Here is a 25261-nt window from a genome sequence, read left to right as displayed (position 1 = left end):
ACAGCCGATCGCAATCACCGAAATACGCACTAGCCCTACTTTTAGTCCAAATGGCTTGAATACTTTATCGAGAATATCAGTTTTGAAAGTACCTCGATCATTCTCAATCTCAGATATAGTTTTTCTGGAAACCCCAACCATTTTGGCAAAGGTATCTTGTTTGACACCTAACACGTTTATCCTAAGTTCCTTGAGAGCTAATCCTTGTGTTAGTTCATTCATAAGCAACGATCTAATAACTCTATTTATCTTATGTTTTCTTTCGGATACTGATATTGGTTGTGCATTTTTAGGCGTACGCTTTGCCACTTTTTCAATCTGTTCAACCGATGTTTGTACATGAGCTTTTTGTATTGAAATGGATTTACTTAAGCGTTCCTTGTTTAAACGAAGTCGAGATATGGCGTCATAGACTGATTCTGATGAATTATTTAGGTATTGTTTACTTAAATTATCTGTGTTCGTACTCATATCAGTCCCCACTTTCAAGTTCGCGGTCTCAAGGTTTAACAAACAAGTAGTTGTGTACTTATAACTCTATTTCAGGGATAACATCAGATTCTTCAAGAAAGTGTTCACATCTAGCCACAACGATTTCACGGTATCGGTTTAAATAAGGTAATTGTGAATCAGAAGTAGGAGTGACGAGAGATATAGCATCATCAATGTTGTTTATAACGTCATTTGCGATCTTTACTAGGCTCTGTTGAAGCAATTTTGGTGAAATACCACAATCGTCAGCAAACTCTACAAGTTGGTAGGCATTAATAGAATCTGAGTCAAATTCATCCCCAATTGCCATCGCAAGATCCTGCTCAAATTCAGGGTACATTCTTACATTGACTAGATCGTAAAGTGGCGTTGGTGTTAAGCCCGATTTTTGGACAAAGAAACTGAAGTTTTTGCCATGTGCATCTGCGTTATAAATACAGAGATTGAACATTGCCCACTTTAGGATCGCTAGTTTTGCCGCTAATGGGTTTTCACATTGCTCTGTTACCGAAAAAAGTCGGGCGAAGCTGATACCATCACGAATATGACTGACATCTCTTTGTTTGCCTAAGTTTCGTTCATACTTTCTATCGACACCTAGGTTACAAGCTTGACAGGCATCGATCATATGCCTTCGTTTCACACTTGTTGAACTAAATAGCTTTCGATCAAACCTCTCTACAATTAAGGCTGGAAATTGGTCAAAGTACCGCAACTCAACGTCAGCAACATCTAGTCCAACTAGCTTCGCTAATTTCATCGTCACAAATTCATTTATGACAAGGTGTTGTTGGTCATTTTTTTCGAACTTCACAATATGAGTTGAGCATAGTTCACCCTCTCCAAACCCTAAGTTTCCATCGATAGATAAAACGTTTAGCTTAGATTGAACCCCCGCTACTGATAGTCTTGGTTTTCCTTCCCATACTTCTAAATACCAAAGTTCAGGGTCAGATAGTTTCTTAATTAATTCACTATCATTGATTGGGTTGAAAGAGGTTTCAGTTTGAACTGGAGAAACACCTTCGGATAAGAACATCATTGCACCTGATGTATCTGTTCCAATACCACCAACTTGTGAAAATACGTTTGAACGTGATACGCCAAGAAAGTCGATCAAATAATCTAACCCTTTATTTTCAGGGAGCAAATTCTGTAAGAACCTCCTGATATTGACTGATGGTATATCAGAGTTAAATGGAAGGTGTGGCGATATGGGAAACCCATTATCAATCCAATCTTGCTTGTAGATTACAGATAGAGCATCACTTTCTTTACTCAGTGATAGCTTACCTATGACTTGCTGGCTATAAACTATATCGAGGATGTATTGATGATTAGACCCAGACGTCATTACCTTTCTCCTGTGATGGGACTGAAGCATCTAAGTCTTGCCATGGTTGTATCGATATCTTTATCCCTAGAGCAGACACAACTTTCATTAAAGAGGTTAGTTTAATATCGGAGCTGCCTTGTTCAATTTTTATGTAGGTTTGTTTTGAAACACCAGAAAGCAATGCTGCATCTTGCTGGGTGATTTTACTTTGAGTTCTTTTTGCTTTGATCGCCTCACCAAGTAGTGATGGTGTGAACACCTGGCTTAGATCTGGTGACTCAGTTGCTTTTACTTTCTTAACCATGGAACCTCCATATAGCATGATGCAATAAAGTATGCCTTGATAGACTTTTAAATTATTTATACGTAGATTTTAAGTAAAAGTCTATTAAAGTTAACTTTTATGGTAAGTGTATTGAGCCACTGCATAAAAGTCTACAGTAGCGAACTTTTATGCTTATAAACTTGGCGATCTTATTTAAAGTCTAGTGTGGTTTACTTTATATAACGAAAGAATAATAGAGAACTCAAAGCCATGGGGCTTTGAGATACCTAAAGTATGGCTAACTCTCTATCGGAACCTTAAGGTGGTCGTTCAAGTATTGTGTGTAATACAAAGGCATTACAACATTGTCTTGCTCTAGTGCATTGGAGCCTTGTGTTCCTGTTAGCTTGATTGTCTTGTGTGGCTTACACTTCGATATATAGGATTGCAGTGACCTAGCACGAGTCCTTTTGCCACTCTTTACTTCTATAGGAATTATACGACCAACCTCATCGGCAATGACAAACTCAATCTCAGCTCTAGCATCCCCCCATGAAAAAGTCGGTTCGTAGCCTAGTGCTGCAAGTTCTTGTTGAACAAAGTTTTCAGCAACGTAGCCTTTGTATTCGTACCCCTGTTGCTTTATTTCACGGTAACTTGTTGCGAGCATGTGATTAAGTAGTCCTACATCAAATAGAAACAGCTTTATAGCATTTTCTTTTTGATAGGCTGATAAGGGCGATCTAGGTTGCCCATCGATAGGGTAATTCTTCAAGGTTAGTCTGCATTTATGTAGCCATGTAATGGCACTTTCGTATTCAGCATATCGAGATTTACGCTGATGGACGCCTTTAAACTTGAAACGTTTTACTGAATCATAAAATACTGACGATAACTGTGAAGGAATGTTTCTGAATACGGACTCTATAAGTGTGGCATCGACTTTATCCGAGTACTTGCCAAAGTCTCGTAAGTAACCTTGAATTAAGTTGCTTTGAACGTCTGAAACAAGCTCCGTTCGTTCAATGATACTTCTGTCTGAATGAGTAAACCAGGCATCAACAGCTTCAGGCATTCCGCCCACAAAGTAATAATCAGTAAGCATGCCGAATAGCTTTGTATGTGCAACTTCAGAGTTCACTTGCTGCTCAAATGCTTTAATGAGTGGCTTTTCTTCACTTGCCCAAAGAAACTCTTTAAATGTTAATGGTCTTAAGTTGTGTTGTTCAACCTTACCGACAGGAAAGGATGTAAGTAAACCAATGTTAGAGCCACTTGCTGCAATATAAGCTTGTGGTGCTTTTTCGGCAAAATACTTCAAGGCAGTGACTGCTTTTGGACACTCACCTATCTCATCGAGGATCAGTAGATCAGTGGCGAGGTCAAATACCTCTCCCGTTAATAGTTCAATATTGGTAATGATATCGTCAGGATTTAGAGAGTTAGAAAATGCTTCTCTGAACTGCGGCTCTTCTAAGAAATCAATTCTTATAACTTTGTTAAAATTTTGACCTAGTAGTTCCTGTAACAGATAAGTTTTACCCGTCTGTCTGGCACCATCGATCAAGAGTGGTTTTCTTGATAGTTTATTTTTCCAGCTCAGCAGTTTGTCTAAGATTGATCGTTTCATACCATGTTGCTCGTATTTTGGTTACGCTTAATCTCACATTATCATATTAATGCGCTTGTTTGTGTATTGATTTTACACTTTTATGCGCATAAAAGTGTGGTAAGTTCTCTTTTGTATGCGCATTAAAATGTTGATTTATGATTTGATACAGGGAATTTGCGATATTACCAATCTTCCTCATCAAGAATGCCGTTGCTCTCATTTCTTGTTTCAATCTTTACTGTCAGATCTAAGGCTTGAATGATTTTAAACATGGTAGAGAGCGTGGCTTTATCTGGTCTATTTTCAAAGTTAGAAATGGTAGCTTGCTTTATGCCGACTCTCTTTGCCACTTCGGACTGAGTCCATTTATTTTTTTGTCGTATTAGCAGTAAACTATTAGCGAGTTGCTGTGGACTATAAATCACAATTCGTCATTCCTTACGGTTATTGATGCTTACTTTTCACAAGGGATTCAAGCAGCACTATCCCTACTAGGGTATATTATTAACATTATACCTTTGTTGGGATAAAACCAAGTAGGGAATAAAGTAGAACAATCAAAGCCCTTGGCTTTGACTTATCTATATACAGGATGATATTTAGCATGGATGAGCTTGAGTCAGTAAATCAAAGAATTGAACAGTTGAAATCCGAGCTATCTCAGCTTGAGAAAAGACGAAATGAGTTACTGTCTAGTACTGTGAATCCAGAGCAAACTCTGTTAACTCCAGGACAGAAAATTGAACTATTTCAAAGTTACTTCCGAGGAAATCATCACTGTTACGCTAATCGTTGGCAAAACTCGGCAGGTCGAAATGGTTACTCAATAGCTTGCTCCAATGAGTGGCAGAAAGGGGTATGTGAAAAGCCGAAGGTAAAGTGTTTAGAGTGCTTGAATCAAGCTTTTAGACCTCTGGATAGAGATGCGATCTATCGTCACTTAACTGGCGCTGAAGTCATTGGCTTATATCCTATACAGCCTGACAATTCGTGTTTCTTATTAGCCATAGATTTTGATAAAAGCGACTGGCTTCAGGCATCTCAAGCTTATGTTGAAGCGTGTGAGTTTTATGATCTGGATTGTTTGTGGGAGCGCTCTCGTTCAGGTAAAGGAGCGCATGTCTGGATTTTCTTTGAATCCGCAACAACAGCAAAGGACGCAAGAGAATTAGGCTTTCTTCTCTTAGACAAAGCGATGCAAATCCATAGTGCATTAGCTTTTGATTCTTATGACCGACTCTTCCCTAATCAAGATGTTTTACCCACTGGCGGTATCGGCAATCTAATAGCCTTACCCTTACAAAAACAAGCAAGGGCTAATCAAAATTCAGTGTTTTTGGATCGTTTTGGTCAGCCCTATAGCGACCAATGGTTGGCATTAAAATCAGTTCAGAAAGTAGCTGTATCTAAACTTGAAAATCTGATATCGGCTATAGAGAAAAAAGCTAAACAACCAGACGTTAGCGATTTGAAACCTTGGGAACGTAACGTATTGCCAACATCGGGCATTGATGGGTGTCCGTCAAACGTAACCGTAGTATTGGCAAACCGAATTTATTTAACTCTCTCTGAGCTTCCAAATCCATTAGTCGCTAGGCTCAAAAAGTTAGCATCATTTTCTAACCCCAAGTTTTTTAAAGCGCAGGGCATGCGTCTTTCAACTAATGGTATAGCTCGCTTTATATGCTTAGCGGAGTTAGATAATGGCTATTTAAGCTTACCTAGAGGCTGCCTTGATGATGTACAGGAAATCTTGGCGGATCTGCATATCAAGGTAGATCTCGTTGATAAAAGAACGCTTGGGCAGAAATTGGAGTTAGTTAACTTTCAGGGTGAGTTACGACAATCACAGCAAAAAGCAGTGGATTCCTTGCTTAAGTTTGATTGTGGTGTGCTACATGCTCCAACTGCTTTCGGTAAGACGGTGACGGCTATCGGTCTGATAGCTCAACGCAAAGTTAATACGCTGATTTTAGTGCATAGCAAGCAACTCGCAGACCAATGGAAGGAACGTCTAACAGCCTTCTCTGACGGCATTGATATCGGTATTTATACTGGGGCAAGGAAAAACCCAACAGCTCAAGTCGATATTGCTACCTATCAAAGCCTGATAAACCGAGGTGATAATACTGTAAACCCAATGATTCAGGAGTATGGTCAGATCATTGTTGATGAATGTCATCATTTATCTGCACCGCAATATGAACGTGTGTTGTCAGAGGCTCATGCGAAATATGTCTATGGGGTAAGTGCGACTTTAGAACGTAGAGATGGGCATCAACCCATTATTTTTATGCAATTAGGTAGGGTGAGACACACGATCAAGATTGATAAAACATCTCAATTCCAACAGATACTGCATTGCAGAAAACTCGCGTATGTACCACCGCTTGTTCTGACTAATGATGAATCAAAGCCACATATATCAGAAGTCTATCGTTGGCTTATGGAACATCCTGAGAGAAACAAGCAAATCTTATCTGATACTCAATCTGAAATATTGAAAGGTCGAGTTCCTATCATTTTGACTGAGAGAAGAGAGCATGCAGCCACTATTTATAATACTTTGGTTGAAGAGGGGGTTCAAGTTCAGCTACTTGTTGGAGCTATGAAAAAGAAGTCTCTGAAACAAGTGATGGATCAGCTCGACTCAGCTCAGGTACTTGTTGCCACAGGAAAGTTTATCGGTGAAGGGTTTGATTTACCGAGACTGGATACATTGATCTTAGCGTTACCTGTATCGTGGAAAGGCTCGCTAATACAGTATGTAGGGCGAATTCAAAGGCAATATCAAGGTAAAATGGAAGTGAAGGTGATTGACTACGTAGATACTAAATTGCCAATGTTACAACGAATGTTTAAGAAGCGAGAGAAAGGTTATAAAGCCCTTGGTTTTGAAGAGGAATTCCAAGGACGTGGGCATCAGCCTTCATTAGACTTGCCTGTAGATACTGCATCCGAGTAGTTGAGTGAGACTGAAATTACATAAGGATTGATGCTGTCCATTGCGGATGTTTGAACTGTCGCTTAGTATGAATCTCGGAACTAAAGATTTTTTGTAAGTCTGTTTTCGTATATGCGTTTTTGGCGTCACTGTCTTTGCGCTGTTTGCGAAAGCGGATTGCTTTGAATGGGTTGATATCGGTGAGTTCGTTTAAGAGACACCACTCGAAGAAGCCTGACATTTTCTGGCAGTAATCTTTTACGGACTCTTCGCTCAGTGTCGGCATATCAAGATTCTTATTGAGTTCAATCGCTCCCTTTGCCGTTAGACCCTTAAATTGGGAGTGCTTTCTCATATTGACGGGATACATTCGTAAGAGGCGCACGGCATCCTCGGCGTTACCTCTCCGTATATCGGTAAGGCTTGTCTTTCCTATTAACCCTAGAACGGTTTGGCACTTAGCTTTCAGCATTCCGACGGCCTTTGGCGATATATGTTGGGCTTTGTAGAGACAAAAGCGTTCCAGTATCTTTTCAGGCGATAGCGTTTTAGTTTGTTTGGCTTTGGTTGCGGTATGTGTTTTATCTTGGTTTAGAGGTTTTACTTGAGGTGATGTTGCGTTAGTAGTTGGCGCTAAAATGGTACGACGAACCTGTATCTCTAGCTCTAACGCCAAAATAATAGCTTTGTCTTTGTTGGATGTTTTCAGCGAGCGCTTGATCTCATGGAATCCATTAAACCGATGTCGATGCTCAGAGGGGATCTGATATCGGAACTGCCAAATACCGGATTTCGAGATAGATAAATAGTGCATGTCTTAGTACCAAAATGTAGTACAAACAGCCTAATATCGAAGTTACAAATACAAAAAGGGCGGTAAATCAGTGACTTACCGCCCTTTCCAAACGTTTGGTGGGCTGGCGTCATCTGAATTGGTGTTTTATCTTTTTGTTTTTATTTGATTTAAAGTCAATTTGATTATTTAAATACTGCTAATGGTACTGCTAAATGTCAACCCTGAAGAATTAAATTCTACTAATTGCTTTTTTCTTTAGAATTCACATAAAGAGTAGCTCTGGTACGGCGAGATAGTGTCAGCTTAACTGGTAGGTCATCCTCTGGGGGGCTAGGCTTCCTTGGCTTATTAGAAGTTAGCCTAAGTGCTTCTAGCTCTGTATGTAGTTTTACAACCTCTTCATTTTTCGACTTCAACTCGTCGTTCAGTTCAATAATTTGAAGGTTTTTCGCTTTTAGCTCGTTACTTAGCTCAATGGCTTTAAGGTTTTGGAGTGTCAGAGTTTCTTCTTGATTTTTCTTTTTTCGTATTTTCTGTTCTTCCTGAAAAGCACTAGTTATTAGGCCTTCTATTGTTTCTTTGTAGCTATTCTTTCCTGCTAATTTTTTTAACTCTGTTTTAAGCTGTGAGGTCAACTCTAAGTTGTAATATGTTGCACCATTACTCTTATCTTTACTTCTAGTTAGTTGTTTTGTCCAAGCTGCTTTTAGTCTCTTCATTAATACCATTGCTTCGGCATCGTCCTTCGGCAGTGAGCTTACAAATTGCTCAAATATCTCTCCATTTACATCTTCAAAGATTGGTAATAATTGAAAAAAACTTTGTTGACGCGGATTAGATTTTTCACGGGAGTTCTTTAAGTATTGGGTGAGCCAAGCGGTATGCTTTTCATTTTTAAAGCTAAAGTCTTTCAGTATTTTCAATTTCCTAACCACACATTTCTTGCTTTTTTTGTTTGAGAATTGTACAGCCTTTGTTGTAGTTATGTCTGAGGACTTAGTCACAGTACATAGTCCAGATTTATAATAAAGTCTGGAAATAATACCCCTGAGTATGGATTTAAATAGTTTGATATACGCAAAGATAGTTTATTCACGCATTAAAGGTTTAAGTGCTGAAAGCAAAATGTTGCTTATTTTTATGTGTAGGGACATGTCACCAACACAAAATTACAGCAAGAGACTAATAGATATGGTTGAAGATTATGGTTTCTCTAGAACTCAGATTGTGAAGAGTAAAAAGCAACTGCTGGACTTGGGAGTTATTGTTCCGAATGTTAAAACCGATGATAAGCGATCGCGAGGAAGACAAGTATCGAGTTATCAAATCGAACAACAGGTTTTGGACAGCCTTATCGAAAAAAGTTCGGTGGAGTTGAGCTCCTTAGCTTTATCCAGAATTAGAAAGCTAATTCGTAGTAAGAGCATTCTCGCTCCCGGTTATAGGATGCTAGCTACAATATTGGTAGGGGTATCAAATGGAGTGGGGGCTGTAGATAACGTCGGTGTTGTCGAAATCGCTCATTGGATGGGGTGCACTGAAAAGAGAGTTCAATCGATGGTGAAGAAATTGAAGCAGATGGAAACCATCAAGCATTATATTCCCGGAGTTTGTCATCACTACCTGGGTAAATGTAAAGCAGTGTACTTTTTGGATTTACAGACGTTAGGAATAAAACGTCCCCAAGGTACAGAGATCCTATTTTCAGAAGGGGGGAGTATCGCCTCTCTGGTTGATGTTGATAGAGAGTATCATAGAAACAATAAACCTAAATCTGATAGAAGGACGTTAGGCAGATTTGCTTACTATGTTGTCTTGGAGCAACAATTAACTCATAGTTTACTGCGTCAGATTGATTACAAGTTAGAAGTGTTAGTTCTGGGGCTAATAAATTGTAAAAAAATATCTAAGGAAACTTGCATAGAGGACTATCGAAATGCAATTACAACTGTTTTCGAGAGGTTGGATATTACTAATGAGTATCAGAGGCAATTGCTAGAGTTTATGGTAAAGAGGGCAATCAGGATTTGTCATTTTGTTCTTAGACAACAGGACGCCATTACCGAGTTATCATTGGATAACATTGAGTTAAGTTATAAGTCTCCCATGGAGAGGTTTTTAGTCTTTTTCGATTAGTTTTTATCAGAGTGACAATTGCAAGTTTATACCTAAGATAATCCCTTATTATGCAAAGGAACCTTACTAAAGGTCGGGGGCGAAAACTGTCGGTAATAATATTATTACCTTTAATCTTATCTAATTAATTACAACAACCTATCTACCTATTGAGAACACTAACCAATAGGAATGATAGAAATGAACAACCATCTTGAACATGCAAAAATACTCACCATTGATGATATGGACTTACCGGTATACTCCAAGAAAGGACAGCTAAAAGTATCCTATCTCTCTTCAATCAAGAAAGCGTTTGATAATGCTCTGGGCCAACACCCGCGAACGTTGTTACTACGTGTGGATTTAAAGTACCCCATTGTGCTTTCAACAGGGGGAGTATCAAGTAAGCAAATCACTAAATTTCAAGAATCCTTTAAAGAGATGTTATCTGCCTACTTAAAGCGGAAGGGTAACAAACGACAATGTAAGCCAAGATTTATTTGGTGCAAGGAAGTAGTGTCTTCTGAGCATCCTCATTACCATGTTGCTGTATTGCTTAACGGTGATGTTTTTCAAAGTATCGGGCCTTATGACAACATTACGAGTGATTATATTTCAGGCATGATTTCTAAAGCTTGGGCAAGTGCTACAGGTCTTAAGGTCGAACAAGTAAATAGTGTTATTAACTTCCCAGATAATGGTCGCTATGAAATTAATAGGCGGAACGATAGCAAGACCTTTGAGGAACAATACAAGCAAGCTTTCTATCGAGTCAGTTACTTTGCTAAGGGAGAAAGTAAACAGTATGGAAGCAGAGAGAAAAACTTTGGAAGTAGTCGTAAGTGAGAAGACAAAAAAGAAAGGCCCTAGTGGCCTTTCAGTTATTTAATCCGCATTAAAGCGGTAACTCCCTTCACTAGAGTGAATATCAATCTGTAGGACTCTACAGGGCGTTGTAGTGACATAACCAGTAGACTCTCCGTACTTCAAATCCACTTCGGGATAAGGAAGCCATTCCACACCACCAGACTTGCTATTATTGGATGGCTTTTTGTAATCAGGGTTGCTCATGTTTTTGAGTAACTCTTCAGATTGGCTGTACTTATTCTTGTTGACGGTAATCTTTGGGGTTTCTGGTCTAGCGACTTCACAGTTACCTCGGTTAACTTCGATACCGAAGACAGTCGAGTAGTCAAAGAGAGACGTTACATATATTTTCGTCTTTGGTCCCCATCGGGTGTTGATGTCTTTGTATTCGACTTTGTAGCCCTCAGCAGATGCAGTAAAGGTCATAAGTAGTGTTAGTGCTGCGGTAATTACAATAGGTTTCATGAGAGATATCCTTTATCTATTATTCAATGAGTTGATACTAAAAGATGGCTACGACAACTTGTGTCGAAGAGAGTGTTGGTTTGTGAGGTTGGGCTGTATGAGACTACCTACCAGCCGAAGATGTAACGCAAGCCACCTAGGCAGGCTCCTAGCGCGCCTCCTATGACTTTCCCAATGTGTTGGCCTGTCGAGCCAAAGATGCTTCCTATCTCCCCCCCATACTCTGCACCTTTAGTTGTCGTATCGAAGATGGCTTCCCATAAGCTAAAACTGGTTTTGTTGTTGTAATCACTGGCATCGTTGTCTTCCCAATTCTCATGTCGAGGGGAAAGCGTACGATTCGCCAGTATGAGCCGTTTATTTTTTGGTAGGCGTTCAACAATCAGATACAACAGCTTGGAAAGGTTATAGGGACGTTGTTTGGTTGTGCCATCACAGTGACCAGCGACGTAGTAAATCGGTTTTAAATAAACCCCTGTAGCCCGCAGTACACGACGATGAATGGAGTTCACCATGGCTTCTAGGTGAGCTTTTGCTGCGGAAGTTGGAGTATTACTTTCATGGTTCCAGGCTTGGTTCCCTTTCAAAGCATTATCTGCTTGATTGATGGCAATCATTAGACGGTGCTGAGCTTCTTTTCCCAATGCCGGAATAAGTACGTCGTTGATTAAAGTGGTGGGTGTCCCTAAGTCACGTGAACCCCCATCAAGAACGACAAGGACTAAATCGATCACAAAACGTTTTTGGTCATCTTTGGCTTTCAATGTCTTTTCTAGTAAGCGAGCGTGTTGCTCATCTTCTTCGACTCCATCCCCTAAGCCCGGACTGTCCCAAAGAATTAGGTTGTTCAAGCGGTACTGACTGATTCCTAGTGTGTGTGGCTCACAGCTTGTACCTACTTCTGCAATCGCCATGTCGAAAAGGGCATTTATCGTAGAACTTTTTCCAGCTCCAGTAGCTCCCGTGATCAGAATGTTGAGTTCTGTGGTTTTCATTTGTTCAAGGTTATCGAGTAGCTTAGTTCGCGTTTGTTCATTAAGCGGTGCTTGACGTATCTCGCTTTCAAGCGTGGTGAATAGGTCGTGATGTTCAGGCATAGGTGCTCCTTGGTTAGAGTGCGGAAAATTTACAACTAGCTCTCTCCTTATGACGAGTAATTCATGAGGAAAGAAAAATGAGACTAATTCGATTAAAAGAAGTAATTGAAATGACGGGCTTGAGCCGTTCGTATGTATATAAGCTGATGGATGCAGACCAGTTTCCTAAGTCTGTCTCGCTTGGCTATCGATGTGTGGCATGGGTAGAAAGTGAGGTTCAAGATTGGGTGATAGAGAGAGTGGCGGATCGTGATGAGCGCTTAGGTGTACGCTCACCAATATTGGCTCAAGAGAGGATAGCCTAAGCGGTTTTCTCAGAACTTTTCTGTTTAGTAATGTCCCAAACATCATCCCCAAAACCACGTAACCATCTATCAAGTTGAGGTGAATCGATCACCGTTGCAGTGATTTGATATCCTCCGTCCACTAACTCAGCACATTGTTTCAACGACAAGGGTGTTTCAAGTAGGTGATACCCGCTTTCATGGGTAATGCAAAAAGATAGGTTTACTTCATTTCCTTCACCAAAGTAAAAGCGGCCATCTAGCTCATACCGTTCTAGGTCAAAGTCACTTGGGTAAGTAAAATCAAAAGTAGATACATTGACTTTATTGATTCGATGTAATACCAGAGAGCGTTCGTTGGTGTGACCATGGAAGCGGCACACCAGATACAGACGACTGCCTTGTTGTGCTAGACCCAATGGCATGACGTCTTTGCTTTTGTACTCTAAGTTGGCATTGGTATAACAAATAGATAGATAACGATTGTGGAAGAGAGCATAACTAACCTTCTCAAATATTTCGTTGTCGATATGGGGAGGGAGTAGTGGTACGCCCTCATTAACAAAGCACACTTTTCTTAACCATTGGCGTTCTTTCATATTGCTGGTGGTTGGGAAAAGGTGTTGTTTAGCATCATTGAAAACACTGTCGAGTGTTTTCATTAAATTGACAGGAAGAAGGTAGCGTAGATAGTTTTCAGCTAGGCTAAGCAGTACAGCCTCCTGTGGTCCATGTGATAACAAGTTCTGTGAGCGGCGACTGTAACCAAAAGGTTTATCGCGCGTATCTACATCGACATCATCAAAGAACTGAGCAATATCGGTGAGATTACGCTGAATGGTCCGCTCTGAACGAGTAATGCCGATTTCACTGAGTTGCAGTTGGATCTCTTTTGCTGTGATCTTGCGACTGTTAGGAATACGCTTATAAATCTCAAGAACCAGCTGTATGTAATGTTGTGAGCGATTAAGCTTGGTATCGTCCATAGATGGCTTTATTTTTTTTAAGCGCACACCTCTCCGCTCATGTATGAAATGAGTAAAGACAATGAGCTAACGAATTGATTGAAGAGAGTTTACGAGGCGCTGCGTTGACTTGTGTCGCAGTGTTTTTGACTAAAATAAAGAAAGAATCGGACACGGAAGTTTACCGTGTCCCTTAGTTATCACTAGCGGTGACGACTTATCATGCTTTGAATCGCATCATCACTATATCCGCGATTTTTAAGCTCCTGACGAGCGGCTCCTATAGCCCATGTACCGCCTGAACGATTTGCAAGGGTACGTGCCAACTGATCATCCCCCTTACTTGCCGCATCGGCTTGTGCCTCTTTCATGTCACCGTACGTGTCAGAAGCTACTTTAGCTCCTACTTGTGCGCCTGCTTTCGCAAGCTTTCCAACGTTGTCCCAAAATCCCATTTGGTGATCCTTTTTATTAAGTGTTGAGTGCCAATGCATAATACAAATTGATGCGTTAACTTATGTCGCCTTCGCTAAAGGTTGGTCTTAAAAATGAATGTGCTAGCCAGTATCCTGAAGCTTTAATGGAGGGCATACGATGCAAGACACCCAGCACCAAAGACATTTTAATGAGCACTCGTTTTGGAATAAGCTCAAACGCTACGCCAGAAAATCAGGACGCGAGGTTATTGAAACAGCCTTAACCCTTTATTACTGTGCGAAAGATAGCGATACACCACGTTGGGCTAAAACGGCGATATTGAGTGCTCTGGGTTACCTTGTCTTCCCTATTGACGCTATACCGGATGTGTTGGTGGGTGTAGGCTACAGTGATGACATTAGTGTATTGATGGCTGCGTTAGCTTCTGTTGGGGCCCATGTAAAACAAGAGCATAAGGAAGAAGCAAAGCAACAAGTGGAAGTCTGGCTAGAAAGGTAGGGGTTAGTGGGTAAGCTCGATGTTGTCGAAGCATTCAGATTTAACGTAATACAGAAAATTTTGTTCCCACATTTTGTACAGTTCATCAATTCCTTCAGAGCGAATGCTTTGCCATCCGGTTGCCACTGTAAAGACCACTTGATTCCCAAAATCAAAGTCTATGCAGCGTTCTAGTTCTGGGTAGTAGTTACCCATATAGGCAAAGTCAGTGATGTAGAGAATGTCTAGCGTGTGGTCTTCCTTAATGTTGAGGCTTATTTCTACAGGATGGTAACCCCCTTCCTCTGCACTATAACTCTTGTCTCGAAAGTTAATCGTGACTGTAGGACTGGTGGCTTTGGTCTCTTCTGAAGAAAAGAAATTCTGGCAGTACTGACTAAGTAAAGTTTGGAGTTGTTTTGATACTGGTAGAGATGGCGGGGCAAAGTTTAGAGTCGACATATTACGTCTCCTAGTGTTGGTGATAATGGGGTATCGATCTATGAAGTGGCGTCAAAGGTACTGGTCATTGTTAGTTGGATATCATCATAACTACACTGCGTTAAATGACAGGCTAAGGTTTGCATCCACGCTTCTAATAGCGTTTTAATTTTGGGGTGCTCAAGACTTACCGCCCCACAATCGGGCTGATAACACCAAAGGTTAGGCAAGTGAAAATAGAGTTCAGGTTCTAGTTCGTGGCTTTGAGTATCTGAGTAGGAAAAGCTTGTTAGACAGATAAGCTGCCAAGGAGTGGAAAGGGATATTCGGTAGAGTTGAATTTCAACCGGGTGTAGCCCTTCTTTGGTTCTGTAGTAGCTTGTTTCTCTAAAGTTAAGAATAATTCGCTGAGTATGACTAGGGATATCATACTGCTTGATAATCGCGAGTAAGCCATGATGAAAGGTATCGTGTAAGGCAATGTCTCCATATCTTTTCTGAATCATAGTAGCCCCCTTTCTGCAAAAGAGACGGCGCTATCTCCAATGACAATATGATCGAGAACCCGGATATCCACCAGAGCTAATGCATCTTTTAGTCTTTGAGTGATTCGCTTATCAGCTTGTGATGGTGTTGCATCCCCTGAAGGGTGATTGTGAGCAAAGATGACTGCTGCGGCATTTGTCTTTAATGCGGCTTTTACCACTTCTCTAGGGTAGACACTGGCTGAGTCAATGGTGCCAAAGAAAAGCTCTTCAAATGAAATAAGGTGATGTTGGTTATCAAGAAACATTACAGCAAAGACCTCTCTCTCATAGGCTTTTAATTTGCAAGAAAGGTAGGTTTTAGTGAGTTCTGGATTGCAATGTTGATCGCCTCGGAGGCCCCGTGCTGCAAGGATTTCTGCGGCTGCGTCGAGCACCCTGTCGGCGGTGACAGGACCATCAAAATAGTAGTTGTTATCGTGCATGAAACACTCCTTAGAATGAGTTGAGTAGTAGGTGCACGAAGATGATATATATCTGAAATTATTTATGTTTTTAGCGTGGTAGGGTAGTAATTAAAAAACTCTCCAGTTGCCCCCGTGCGTTTTTAAGCTGCGATTGTTAACTTGTTTGTGTTCAAACACACAAGGAGAAATGAACATGTCTAAAGCGAAATCAACACCAATGACCCCGTCAGCCGCTGCACGTATTCAAGGCGGACAAGCGAAAGCAAATGGTGGTCAAGTAGCCAAAGGAAGTTTTGCTGCGAGAGCTCAATCAGCCGCTGCGAAAAACAGTCAGTCGTAGGGAGTGCGGGGGAGATAACATTTCCCCCTCATCAATTATGAAAAGATATAGCAATAACAAAGATATACAGAAGTTGGTTTGCCATTTGGTGAAAAATAACTGGCGGTTCCAACGCTGTAAAAAACATGGCTCTATTTTCTCGCCAGCAGGGAAGCGATTCACAGTGCCAAGTACGCCAAGTGATAGACGAGCTTTTCAAAACTTTAATAAAGATATTCAACGTTCAGTATGACTAATAAAACAAATAACACGCCGTATTACTCTGTACAGCATTTACTTAGAGAATTTGCTAAAGGTCTAGGAACCAAAGCTTTAGCAGGTAAGAAGATTGATGATGCATGTAAAAACACAGAAATAAATCCATTTCATTTGGAGGCTTTGAAGAAAAGCCTAATCCACGATCCCCTTACAAAATGTGTCAATATTTACTTTGCCGATCATGTGCTGGAGCAATTTGAGAGGGTTACAGAGTTTTATTTAAACTTGATAAAGTCAGTACCTCTCGACGGGGTAGATGCCAATCTAGCTCAACAGTTTATTGATCGCTACTTTATGACATTCGCTGTCGCTGAGATTTGTTCTAGTTCTTTAAATGGTATGAGGCTTACATCGAGAGATATTGCTTGGAGCGACAAGACCTTGATGTCACTTGTTTTAGAGAACCTTGAGGATTCAATGGAGTGGCAGCAGTTCCTAATAAATAGCACAGAGTCTCAAAAGGAGTGTTTGAGGGCATGGGCACTAGGCCCTGGAGCTGAGTTACCTAAACTCTCCAGTATTACTTCTCTTGGGGAAAGTTGGCAACGAGGAAATAGTTGGGGGGCTTTTAAGGCCAGACTGATAACAGCTCGCCTGTGGGATTACTTTTTTTATCGTAGTGGTTATACCGACCTCGCTCTACTTAGACATAGCTCCCCCAAACAGTGCTTAGAGAAACTGGTTAGTCAACTACTCAACCTGCTTCAGCAAGGAACGATAAAATATGAAGCTACATCTCCTTTAGCATTGGGGTTGTTTGATTTACTTAGGTTAAGAATACCTAAAGTTGCAGATAGCCAAGGGCGCTGTTTCGAATTGCTGGATCAACTTAGGTCGCAACAAGAGAAGCTCGATATCAATAAAGAAGCGACATACTACTACCATTGGATGAATGCTCGTTACTTGTTGCATTCAGGAGAGCTACTCGCAGCGGTTGATGAGTATAAGCTAGCATTTGAACAGGTGATCTATAGGCAAGGGGAAAATGCCGAGAAGATTATTATCGAGGCGATCGTTACAGCATGTCGATGCCCTAAACCAAACAAAAGGTTCATTAACCGTTTGAGACGAATGGCTGTGGTGTTGAAGATAGATCTAATGCCACCAGAGCATAGTGGTGATGAGGACAAAGCGAAACCACAAGAGATTGAAAGTTGGGAAATTGCTGCATTTAGTCAGTATTTCAGTGCTTTCTTTACTAGAGACTCGTTCTTCCCAGGTGCGTCATATCCTACAAATCCACATGACACAAATGGGGTATGGATGGTGGATGAAACGACTCACCAATTAGATATTGAAAAACCAGACAAAGTATTATCGGTTGGAATGGAAGGTGGGTTAGTAAAACAAATGCCACAGTTGGTTTATTTCTCGATGCTTGAGGATGTAAATGCTATCTCGACTCTTCTAAATTCAAGTGCAGACGTTAACCGACTGTCATCACGCAATGAGTCGGCAATTCTGTTAGCTATCCAATCAATGCAAGCTAACGTGATGCCTTTGAATTCAATGAAGGAAGAATTATTCCAGCTACTGAGCCAGAAGCCACATAAGAGAAGTGTACTGGATACTCTAACGGAAAAGAAAAAACTGTCTCCCCTCGGTTGCGCTATTCAGACTGGTCGAATAGGTGTTGTCAGGAAACTAATTGAGATGGGGGCTTCAGTTGATAGAAGACATGACACTATTGGGGAAACCCCGCTATTCACAGCCATAGGTTTAATAGCACATCATACTCGGCCTCATCTCAATGCAGGGCATTGGGAAAAGATGAAATATTCTAAAATGAACTTGCAATCGGTACGCGCTCACTCTGCAGGACTATTACCTCATGATCTTGAGCATTTAAAAACAGTAATGGCTAAACAAGACAGCGACCCAGTTTTTCAAAGTATACACGAGGTAGTGAAGAAAACTGAGATCGGTAATATCCTAAAATACACTTCAGCAGATGGGTTTCGGCAAATAGCGAAATTGCTTATAGAGGAAGGGGCAGATCCCAATGCCAAGCATGACACTGCTATGCTTGGATACACACCATTGATGTTAGCGATTGAACTTGATGAAGCTGAGCTGGTGGAGGCTATGATAGATTCAAAACAGTATCAGGCTAACTTTCAAGATACCTGTATTGATTCACGTACTGGTCAACGAGTCGATATTGAACGCTTGATAAGAGAGTGGCGAGCGTCGAATGTAGCTAAAGCGCTTAGTTAAAGGGTATAGCTGAGCGCTACTCGATCTCATTCGAGGAATAAACTAATGAGGCTGATTTTATCTACTCTCACTAAAGATATACTTCAATGATACAAATACCCTAATGGCTGCTATTTTTATCCCAACCAGTATATTCAATACGTTGCCTTAAATGGAATCTATCTCATTGTTTTAAATTATTTTATTAAGTAATCTCTTTGGTGCTTATACAAAACTAATTACATAGGTGGGCTAGATGAATAGACAAGCGGCAGAACAATTACTCAAAACAGCAATTGATGACGAGGATGCGCAGTTTAGAGAAGGCCAGTGGGAAGCTATTGATGCATTAGTTAACCACAATCAAAAGTTGTTGGTTGTTCAACGAACTGGTTGGGGAAAGAGTTCGGTCTATTTCATTAGCACAAAAATTTTCAGGGATAGAGAGCAAGGACCTACAATCATTGTATCGCCTTTGCTTGCGTTAATGCGTAACCAAATAGAGTCTGCTGAGAGGTTGGGTATACGTGCAGTTACAATGAACTCATCTAACAATGAGGATTGGGAGGCTGTTACTCGTGACATCTTAAATGATCAAGTTGATTGTTTATTGATTTCTCCCGAGCGACTCGCGAATGACAATTTTGTTGAGACTGTTCTTCGTCCAATCGCTGACAGAATATCCTTAATGGTTGTAGATGAGGCTCATTGTATCTCTGATTGGGGGCATGATTTCCGTCCAGATTATCGCCGAATTGTTAGTATTCTAAGGCAACTTCCAGAAAATACCCCGGTTCTTGGAACTACAGCGACTGCAAATAGACGAGTTGTTGAAGATATTGAAGCACAGTTGGGTGACATTCAGACGCTACGCGGACAATTAGGTCGTGATAGTTTGGCATTGCAAAATATTCGATTACCTGATCAGGCGTCCAGATTAGCTTGGCTTGCAAGAGTAATTCCGCAATTGGACGGTACAGGGATTGTCTACACATTAACTACTCGTGATGCTGAGCAAGTCGCAGAATGGCTAGTTCGCAATGATATTAATGCTCGTGCTTATCATGGCAAAGTTACTCACTCAGATTTTATTACCCCGGCAGGTAATCCTGATTCAAATGCTTATCGTCAGCATTTAGAAACCCTGCTATTAAATAATCAAATTGACGTGTTGGTAGCCACTACCGCTTTAGGAATGGGTTATGACAAACCTGACCTTAGTTTTGTTATCCACTACCAATCACCAGGCTCAATAGTAGCTTACTATCAACAAGTTGGTCGGGCAGGGCGAAGGATTTCAGATGCGAAGGGGGTACTTTTATCCGGTGTCGAGGATTCTGATATCCATGAGTATTTCCGATCTTCAGCATTTCCCAGCCTTGAGCAAATCAATGAGATACTTGAAGCACTCGCTAGTGTCGATGGTCTAACAATGCGTCAATTGGAAGAGCTAACCAACCTTCGTTTTGGGCAAATTGAGAAAGTGTTGAAGTTACTCAGTGTAGAGAACCCTGCACCTGTAATTAAAGAAGGTTCACAATGGAAGCGGACACCGGTTAGGTTCAACTTGGATCAGGATAGAATCGAACACCTGACTCATCAGCGGGAGTTAGAATGGCAAGAGGTTCTAGATTACCAAGTGAGTGATACTTGTTTAATGCTATACCTTCGCCAAGCTCTTGATGATGAGGAAGCACAGCCTTGTGGACGATGTGCAGTTTGTCTCGAAGAAGAAATAGTGACTAGTGCAATAGAGTCTGCATTAGCCCACGATGCAGCGATTTTTTTGCGTCATGCAGAAATGACAATAAAACCAAATGTTCAGGTAGCAGCAGGAGCATTTGTTGAAGAAGGGTTTAGAGGTAACTTACCTATTGAGCGAAGAGCTCAAGAGGGCAGAGTACTGTCTCGTTGGGGGGATGCTGGTTGGGGGCAAATGGTAAGAGATGATAAACATGACAATCATTTCCGAGATGAGTTAGTTGATGCAATGGCTGAAATGATACTTGAACGTTGGGAGTTAGAAGAAAGACCAACTTGGTTATGTTGCGTCCCGTCCCGTAATCACCCTGAACTAGTTCCTGATTATGCTAGAAGGCTAGCTATACGGTTAGGTTTAGAATTTGTCGACGTGATACAAAAAGTTAGAGACAATGAACAACAAAAGTTCCAGCAAAACCGCTTTCATCAATGTCGTAATCTAGATGGTGCTTTTGAAGTCGAGGGATCGATACCAGAAGGGCCTTGCTTCTTAGTTGATGACATTGTTGATTCGGGTTGGACGTTAACTGTTCTCGCTGCGAAGCTTCAGCAAGCTGGCAGTGGTAAAGTATACCCAGTCGCACTAGCTTCCACATCGGTAAATGATTAATGAATTTAACAACAACAGCACAAGCGATAATCTTGCTTACCAGTTACTTTGGCAAGCAGGATAAAGATGCAGCAAAGCCGCTCACTAATGCGGAATGGGCACGTTTCGCTATGTGGTTGAGGGATAGTCAACTCAGTCCAGCTGACTTGCTGGATAACGACAAGAAAGCGTTGCTATCTCAGTGGCGAGATCCTAAAAACAAAGTGACTCAAGAGCGAATTGAAGCCCTCTTAAAGCGAGGTCACAGCATGGCACTAGCGCTTGAAAAATGGAGTCGCTCAGGCTTGTGGGTGATTACTCGTGCCGACAAAGATAGCTACCCTAAACGTTTACTCCATAAGCTTGGTAACCAGGCTCCTCCTGTGCTGTACGGATGTGGAGACAGAGAGTTGCTTAAGGCTGGTGGTATTGCCGTCGTAGGCTCACGCAATGCTTCTCCTGCAGATCTTGCTTATGCCGAACTGGTTGGATGTAAATCCGCGAATGCTGGTCTAGGGACTGTTTCTGGTGGGGCTAGAGGTGTCGATGAAACTTCAATGCTAGGTGCTATGAGTGCTGGAGGTGTTGTTATTGGCATACTCGCTGATAGTTTACTGAAAACCTCTACTTCGGCCAAATATCGAAGCGGTCTAATGAACGGCAACGTTGTGTTGGTCTCCCCTTTCAATCCTGAAGCTGGCTTTAACCGTTTTAATGCAATGGACCGCAATAAGTACATTTATTGTCTTGCGGATACTTCTGTAGTGGTTCACTCAGGAACTAAAGGCGGTACATGGGAAGGGGCTATTCAGAACATAAAGAAAGGTTGGGTTCCTACTTGGGTAAAGCAAACTCAAGACGCTGCAGCTGGTAATGCTGGAATTGTTGCAGCAGGAGCAAGCTGGTGTAGCGAGAACATTGTAGAGCTGGATGTTCAATCACTATTAGTCAACAGTTCCAATTCTAACGTTAACAACCAAACGGACTTGTTTAGCCGAGCACAAGCAGATTTGTTCGCACAGTCAAATGAAATATCTCAGAGTGAATATAACGATGAGAAGGCTGTAGAAGGCAGTTCTGAGCAAGAAATGAAAAATAATGAAGTGCTAGTAGAGAACAAAGAATCCGCTTTACTGACAAAGGCAGAGCCTGATGCTGTTACCAAAGACAGCTTTTATCAATTGTTTGTTCAGTATCTACAAACTTTAGCCAGTGAACCAATATCAGAAACAGAACTTGTTGAAGTATCAGAATTGCATAAAGGGCAGGTAAAAAGCTGGCTAGCTCTTGCTCTAGAGCAAAATTTGGTGACTAAATCAACACGACCAGTGCGGTACCAGTGGAACAAAAATAACTAAAAATAAAATCACAACACAGAGCTTAGGTATTTAATGACCAAACAAAACGAAGATACACGGGTAAAGATACCAACCATATTGCACCTAACGCGCTTAGGGTATAAGTACTTGTCATTAAAGCAAGCCACTTGGTGCACTGATACCAACATTTTCCCTGATATCTTCAAAGAGTCGATAGAGAGTATTAATCCTGGAATGGATGGTGGGGATGTTGAGCGTTGTTTGGATGACTTGAAGTTAAGCTTAGACAATGAAGATCTAGGCCGTGCTTTTTATGAAAAACTGACGAGTCGTTCCGGTACAAAACTCATCGATTTTGATGACTTCTCAAAAAATAGCCTACACGTAGTAACAGAGCTTACATACAAGAACGGTGATGAAGAGTTTCGTCCAGACATCATTTTGCTCATTAACGGTATGCCTTTAGTCTTTATTGAGGTTAAAAAACCAAACAATAAAGACGGTGTTATAGCTGAGAGAAATCGAATCAACACTCGTTTTCAGAATCCAAAGTTTAGACGTTTCGTTAATATTACTCAGCTCATGCTGTTTTCTAATAACATGGAATACGATGATGGCAGCTCGGAGCCTATCCAAGGAGCGTTCTATGCAAGTTCGTCTTATACAAAGCCTATCTTCAACTACTTCCGAGAAGAGGAAGTTCTTAATCTTACTAAACTGCTTAAGCCTTTAGCCGATGATACTGAGAGTTTTGTTCTAAAAGACAATAACTATACCGTTATTAAACATAGTCCTGAGTTCATCACCAACAAAGACCATGATGCGCCAACCAATAGAATATGCACGTCACTTCTTAACCCAGAGCGCCTTGTGTTCATGCTGAGATATTCGCTAGCGTATGTTAAAGAAACCGATGGTCTACAAAAACACGTGATGCGCTATCCACAGCTGTTTGCGACCAAAGCGATTGAAAAAAAGTTAAGTGAAGGCATTAAGAAAGGCATTATTTGGCATACTCAGGGAAGTGGAAAAACGGCTCTAGCTTATTACAACGTAAGGCACTTAACCGACTACTATCAAAAGCAAGACATCATCCCTAAGTTTTATTTTATTGTTGACCGGATAGATCTACTTGTTCAAGCACAGCGTGAATTTACGAGCCGTGGGTTAATGGTTCATACAGTCAATTCTAGAGAAGCTTTTGCTCAGAGCATCAAGGCAACTAAGGTGATCCATAATGACTCAGGTAAGCCGGAGATCACCGTTGTTAATATTCAAAAGTTCGAGGATGACCCTAGCGTTGTACGAACAGTAGATTATGACGTCAATATCCAACGTGTTTATTTTTTAGATGAAGTGCATCGTAGTTATAACCCTAAAGGGAGTTTCTTAGCCAACCTCACTCAGTCAGATCCCAATGCAATTAAGATAGGCTTAACAGGCACACCGTTACTGCTGGCGGAAAAAGATAAAGATCCGACGAAAGAGTCAAAAGTATTTAGCTCAAAACAGATCTTTGGTAATTACATCCACAAGTATTACTACAACGCGTCAATTGCAGATGGCTATACCTTACGTTTAATTCGTGAAGAGATTGCTAGCAACTATGTAATGGCAATGCGTGAAGCATTGCAAGAGGTCGAGTTACAGCAAGGCAGTATCGACAAAAAGCAAGCCTATGCTCATCCTAAGTTCGTAGAGCCGATGCTGAACTATATAGTTCAGGACTTTGAGAAAAGCCGTTCAACCTGGGGAGATAACAGCATTGGTGGAATGGTGATTTGTGATAGCTCTGAGCAAGCAAAAGAACTGTTTAAGCAGTTCAATGCTATTTATGCCACCAATCCTGTTTTGCCTGCGAGCTCAAAGCATGAAGAGGATGTAGTAAAAGAAAGCGCCATTTATGAGCCCAAAGCTAGTTATAACGAAAAGCTAAAACGCGATAGTCAAGTGCATTCGGCCGCTTTAATTTTAGATAAGTTTGGCAATAAAGAAGACCGTAAAGACTGGGTGGGAAAATTTAAAGCGGGTGAGATAGATTTTGTGTTTGTCTACAACATGCTGCTTACCGGCTTTGATGCGAAACGATTGAAAAAGCTGTACTTAGGTCGAGTTATTAAAAAGCACAACTTACTTCAAGCGTTAACGCGTGTTAATCGTACTTATAAAGACTTCCGCTATGGTTACGTAGTCGATTTTGCTGATATCAGCGCTGAGTTTGATGCAACCAACAAAGCCTATTTTGATGAATTAAAGGGCGAGCTTGGTGATGAAATGGACAGCTATTCAAATCTGTTCAAAAGTCATGAAGAAGTGCATCAAGAGATAGAGCACATAAAAGATGTACTATTTCAATTTGATACTGAGAATGCAGAACTGTTCCAACAGCAGATTAGCCAAATCTCAGATCGCAAACAAATATTAGTCTTAAAGAAAGCATTAGAAAGTGCCAAAGACCTGTATAATCTCATCCGCCTTCAAGGGGATACTGAGCAGCTGCAAGAGCTAGATTTCGCTAAGCTTAACGTGCTGTATCGATATACCAATGACCACTTAGGTAATTTGAATCTAAAACTGCAAATAGAGAACAGTACTGATACCACCAACTTATTAAACGCGGCGCTAGAAGATGTCGTATTTATGTTTACTAAGGTCGGTGAAAGTGAACTCAAGTTAGCTGACGAACTCAAAAACACCTTACGTAAAACCCGTGAGGCTTTGGCTGGTAACATAGATCAAGCTGACCCTAAGTTTATCGCCTTAAAAGAAGAGTTAGAACGTCTTTTCAAAACCAAGAATTTAAGTGAAGTCACTCAGGAAGAGATGGACAAGAATATTGGTGTATTGCGAAAAATTCATGAGCGAGTGAAGGTACTTAACTTAGAAAATAGCCGCCTTAAGTCTAAGTACTTAGGAGATGAAAAGTACGCAAGAACCCACAAGCGAATCCTTGAAGGGAAACGAGGGGAAGGACAGCATAGTAAGCTGTTTGAGAGTGCGGAAAACCTTATTGAACGCCGTATTTTTGAAGCTCTAGCAGCAATCAAGCAGCTAACTGATGATCAGGTGTTGAATAATCAGCAGTTGCTTAATAACGAAAGCTATTTTGAACGTACAGTGATGCCTAACACCATCAAACAGTTCAAAATGGAGCAAAAAATCAATTTAACTCCCGTAGCTGCCAAGCATATCAATATGTTGGTGGTACGTGAGTATTTAAACGAATTTAATGGCCGAGCGCCGTGGTAG

General features: G+C 41.0%; 24 protein-coding genes. 10 read left to right on the top strand and 14 right to left on the bottom strand.

Annotated features, from left to right (window positions below; genetic code table 11):
- From A142_RS12385 to hipB, 5 genes are all read right to left on the bottom strand, one after another.
- Window positions 1-471: helix-turn-helix transcriptional regulator (locus A142_RS12385; RefSeq protein WP_019824024.1), on the bottom strand; the 471-nt coding region annotated here is incomplete at its 3' end.
- Window positions 472-529: 58 nt separating this feature from the next.
- Window positions 530-1846, bottom strand: coding sequence for a HipA domain-containing protein (locus A142_RS12380; protein ID WP_019824022.1), 1317 nt, complete (start codon window positions 1844-1846; stop codon window positions 530-532).
- The gene (locus A142_RS12375; protein ID WP_017104942.1) at window positions 1830-2132 is read right to left on the bottom strand and encodes a helix-turn-helix transcriptional regulator; all 303 of its coding nucleotides are present in this window, start codon (window positions 2130-2132) and stop codon (window positions 1830-1832) included. The genes A142_RS12380 and A142_RS12375 overlap by 17 nt, the downstream gene beginning before the upstream one ends.
- Before the next feature lie 259 nt (window positions 2133-2391).
- On the bottom strand, window positions 2392-3723 hold the full coding sequence (locus tag A142_RS12370; protein ID WP_019824020.1) for an ATP-binding protein: 1332 nt from the start codon (window positions 3721-3723) through the stop codon (window positions 2392-2394).
- Between the two features lie 164 nt (window positions 3724-3887).
- Entirely contained in the window at window positions 3888-4130 is a 243-nt protein-coding gene (hipB, locus tag A142_RS12365) for a type II toxin-antitoxin system antitoxin HipB (RefSeq protein WP_019824018.1), read from the bottom strand.
- A 179-nt stretch (window positions 4131-4309) separates the two neighbouring features.
- Here hipB and A142_RS12360 point away from each other — a divergent pair, with 179 nt between their 5' ends.
- The gene (locus A142_RS12360; protein WP_019824016.1) at window positions 4310-6670 is read left to right on the top strand and encodes a TOTE conflict system archaeo-eukaryotic primase domain-containing protein; all 2361 of its coding nucleotides are present in this window, start codon (window positions 4310-4312) and stop codon (window positions 6668-6670) included.
- 16 nt (window positions 6671-6686) lie between these two features.
- Here A142_RS12360 and A142_RS12355 read toward each other — a convergent pair whose 3' ends face one another.
- Together A142_RS12355 and A142_RS12350 are read right to left on the bottom strand one after the other, a co-directional pair.
- Window positions 6687-7463, bottom strand: a complete 777-nt coding sequence (locus A142_RS12355; RefSeq protein ID WP_019824014.1) for a DUF6538 domain-containing protein — start codon at window positions 7461-7463, stop codon at window positions 6687-6689.
- Between the two features lie 221 nt (window positions 7464-7684).
- Window positions 7685-8368 (bottom strand): hypothetical protein, encoded by a 684-nt coding sequence (locus A142_RS12350; protein ID WP_139137177.1) that lies wholly within the window; start codon window positions 8366-8368, stop codon window positions 7685-7687.
- Window positions 8369-8498: 130 nt separating this feature from the next.
- Between A142_RS12350 and A142_RS12345 the strand changes: the two genes are divergently transcribed.
- Both A142_RS12345 and A142_RS12340 read left to right on the top strand, forming a co-directional pair.
- Window positions 8499-9581, top strand: a complete 1083-nt coding sequence (locus A142_RS12345) for a hypothetical protein (RefSeq protein ID WP_019824012.1) — start codon at window positions 8499-8501, stop codon at window positions 9579-9581.
- Window positions 9582-9761: 180 nt separating this feature from the next.
- Window positions 9762-10409: an inovirus Gp2 family protein gene (locus A142_RS12340; protein ID WP_019824010.1), complete on the top strand. Its 648-nt coding sequence runs from the start codon at window positions 9762-9764 to the stop codon at window positions 10407-10409.
- Between the two features lie 39 nt (window positions 10410-10448).
- On the opposite strand, the gene A142_RS12335 is transcribed toward A142_RS12340, so the two are convergent.
- Window positions 10449-10895 carry a hypothetical protein gene (locus A142_RS12335; protein WP_019824008.1) on the bottom strand — a complete coding sequence of 149 codons (447 nt, stop codon included), beginning with the start codon at window positions 10893-10895 and terminating at the stop codon, window positions 10449-10451.
- Window positions 10896-11002: 107 nt separating this feature from the next.
- Window positions 11003-11992 carry a GTPase family protein gene (locus A142_RS12330; protein WP_019824006.1) on the bottom strand — a complete coding sequence of 330 codons (990 nt, stop codon included), beginning with the start codon at window positions 11990-11992 and terminating at the stop codon, window positions 11003-11005.
- A gap of 77 nt (window positions 11993-12069) precedes the next feature.
- Between A142_RS12330 and A142_RS12325 the strand changes: the two genes are divergently transcribed.
- Complete coding sequence (locus A142_RS12325; RefSeq protein WP_019824004.1) at window positions 12070-12297, top strand: helix-turn-helix transcriptional regulator; 228 nt, start codon at window positions 12070-12072, stop codon at window positions 12295-12297.
- On the opposite strand, the gene A142_RS12320 is transcribed toward A142_RS12325, so the two are convergent.
- Complete coding sequence (locus A142_RS12320; protein WP_019824002.1) at window positions 12294-13262, bottom strand: helix-turn-helix transcriptional regulator; 969 nt, start codon at window positions 13260-13262, stop codon at window positions 12294-12296. The two genes, A142_RS12325 and A142_RS12320, sit on opposite strands and share 4 nt — an antisense overlap.
- Window positions 13263-13444: 182 nt before the next feature.
- Window positions 13445-13696 (bottom strand): hypothetical protein, encoded by a 252-nt coding sequence (locus A142_RS12315; RefSeq protein ID WP_019823999.1) that lies wholly within the window; start codon window positions 13694-13696, stop codon window positions 13445-13447.
- Window positions 13697-13835: 139 nt separating this feature from the next.
- Here A142_RS12315 and A142_RS12310 point away from each other — a divergent pair, with 139 nt between their 5' ends.
- On the top strand, window positions 13836-14177 hold the full coding sequence (locus tag A142_RS12310) for a YkvA family protein (RefSeq protein ID WP_019823998.1): 342 nt from the start codon (window positions 13836-13838) through the stop codon (window positions 14175-14177).
- 3 nt (window positions 14178-14180) lie between these two features.
- Here A142_RS12310 and A142_RS12305 read toward each other — a convergent pair whose 3' ends face one another.
- From A142_RS12305 to radC, 3 genes are read right to left on the bottom strand one after another with little or no spacing between them, the layout of a single operon-like run.
- The gene (locus A142_RS12305; protein WP_019823996.1) at window positions 14181-14618 is read right to left on the bottom strand and encodes a DUF2787 domain-containing protein; all 438 of its coding nucleotides are present in this window, start codon (window positions 14616-14618) and stop codon (window positions 14181-14183) included.
- A gap of 38 nt (window positions 14619-14656) precedes the next feature.
- Complete coding sequence (locus A142_RS12300) at window positions 14657-15103, bottom strand: DUF2787 family protein (protein ID WP_019823994.1); 447 nt, start codon at window positions 15101-15103, stop codon at window positions 14657-14659.
- Window positions 15100-15567, bottom strand: coding sequence for a RadC family protein (gene radC, locus A142_RS12295; protein WP_019823992.1), 468 nt, complete (start codon window positions 15565-15567; stop codon window positions 15100-15102). Before radC ends, A142_RS12300 begins: the two co-directional genes overlap by 4 nt.
- 175 nt (window positions 15568-15742) lie before the next feature.
- On the opposite strand from radC, the gene A142_RS24355 reads away from it, so the two are divergent.
- From A142_RS24355 to A142_RS12275, 5 genes are all read left to right on the top strand, one after another.
- Window positions 15743-15889, top strand: coding sequence for a hypothetical protein (locus A142_RS24355; RefSeq protein ID WP_019823990.1), 147 nt, complete (start codon window positions 15743-15745; stop codon window positions 15887-15889).
- 228 nt (window positions 15890-16117) lie between these two features.
- Window positions 16118-18364, top strand: a complete 2247-nt coding sequence (locus A142_RS12290) for an ankyrin repeat domain-containing protein (protein ID WP_019823989.1) — start codon at window positions 16118-16120, stop codon at window positions 18362-18364.
- Window positions 18365-18599: 235 nt separating this feature from the next.
- Window positions 18600-20714: a RecQ family ATP-dependent DNA helicase gene (locus A142_RS12285; RefSeq protein WP_019823986.1), complete on the top strand. Its 2115-nt coding sequence runs from the start codon at window positions 18600-18602 to the stop codon at window positions 20712-20714.
- A complete protein-coding gene (locus A142_RS12280) occupies window positions 20714-22051 on the top strand; it encodes a DNA-processing protein DprA (RefSeq protein WP_019823984.1) in 1338 nt (445 codons plus the stop codon). The genes A142_RS12285 and A142_RS12280 overlap by 1 nt, the downstream gene beginning before the upstream one ends.
- Before the next feature lie 33 nt (window positions 22052-22084).
- Window positions 22085-25261 (top strand): type I restriction endonuclease subunit R, encoded by a 3177-nt coding sequence (locus A142_RS12275; RefSeq protein WP_019823982.1) that lies wholly within the window; start codon window positions 22085-22087, stop codon window positions 25259-25261.

The sequence above is a fragment of the Vibrio splendidus 12E03 genome (assembly GCF_000272105.2).
In the GTDB taxonomy this organism is placed as follows: Bacteria; Pseudomonadota; Gammaproteobacteria; order Enterobacterales; family Vibrionaceae; genus Vibrio; species Vibrio splendidus_I.
The sequence above is the reverse complement of the archived record's forward strand: the minus strand, read 5'-3'. Positions and strand labels throughout refer to the sequence as shown.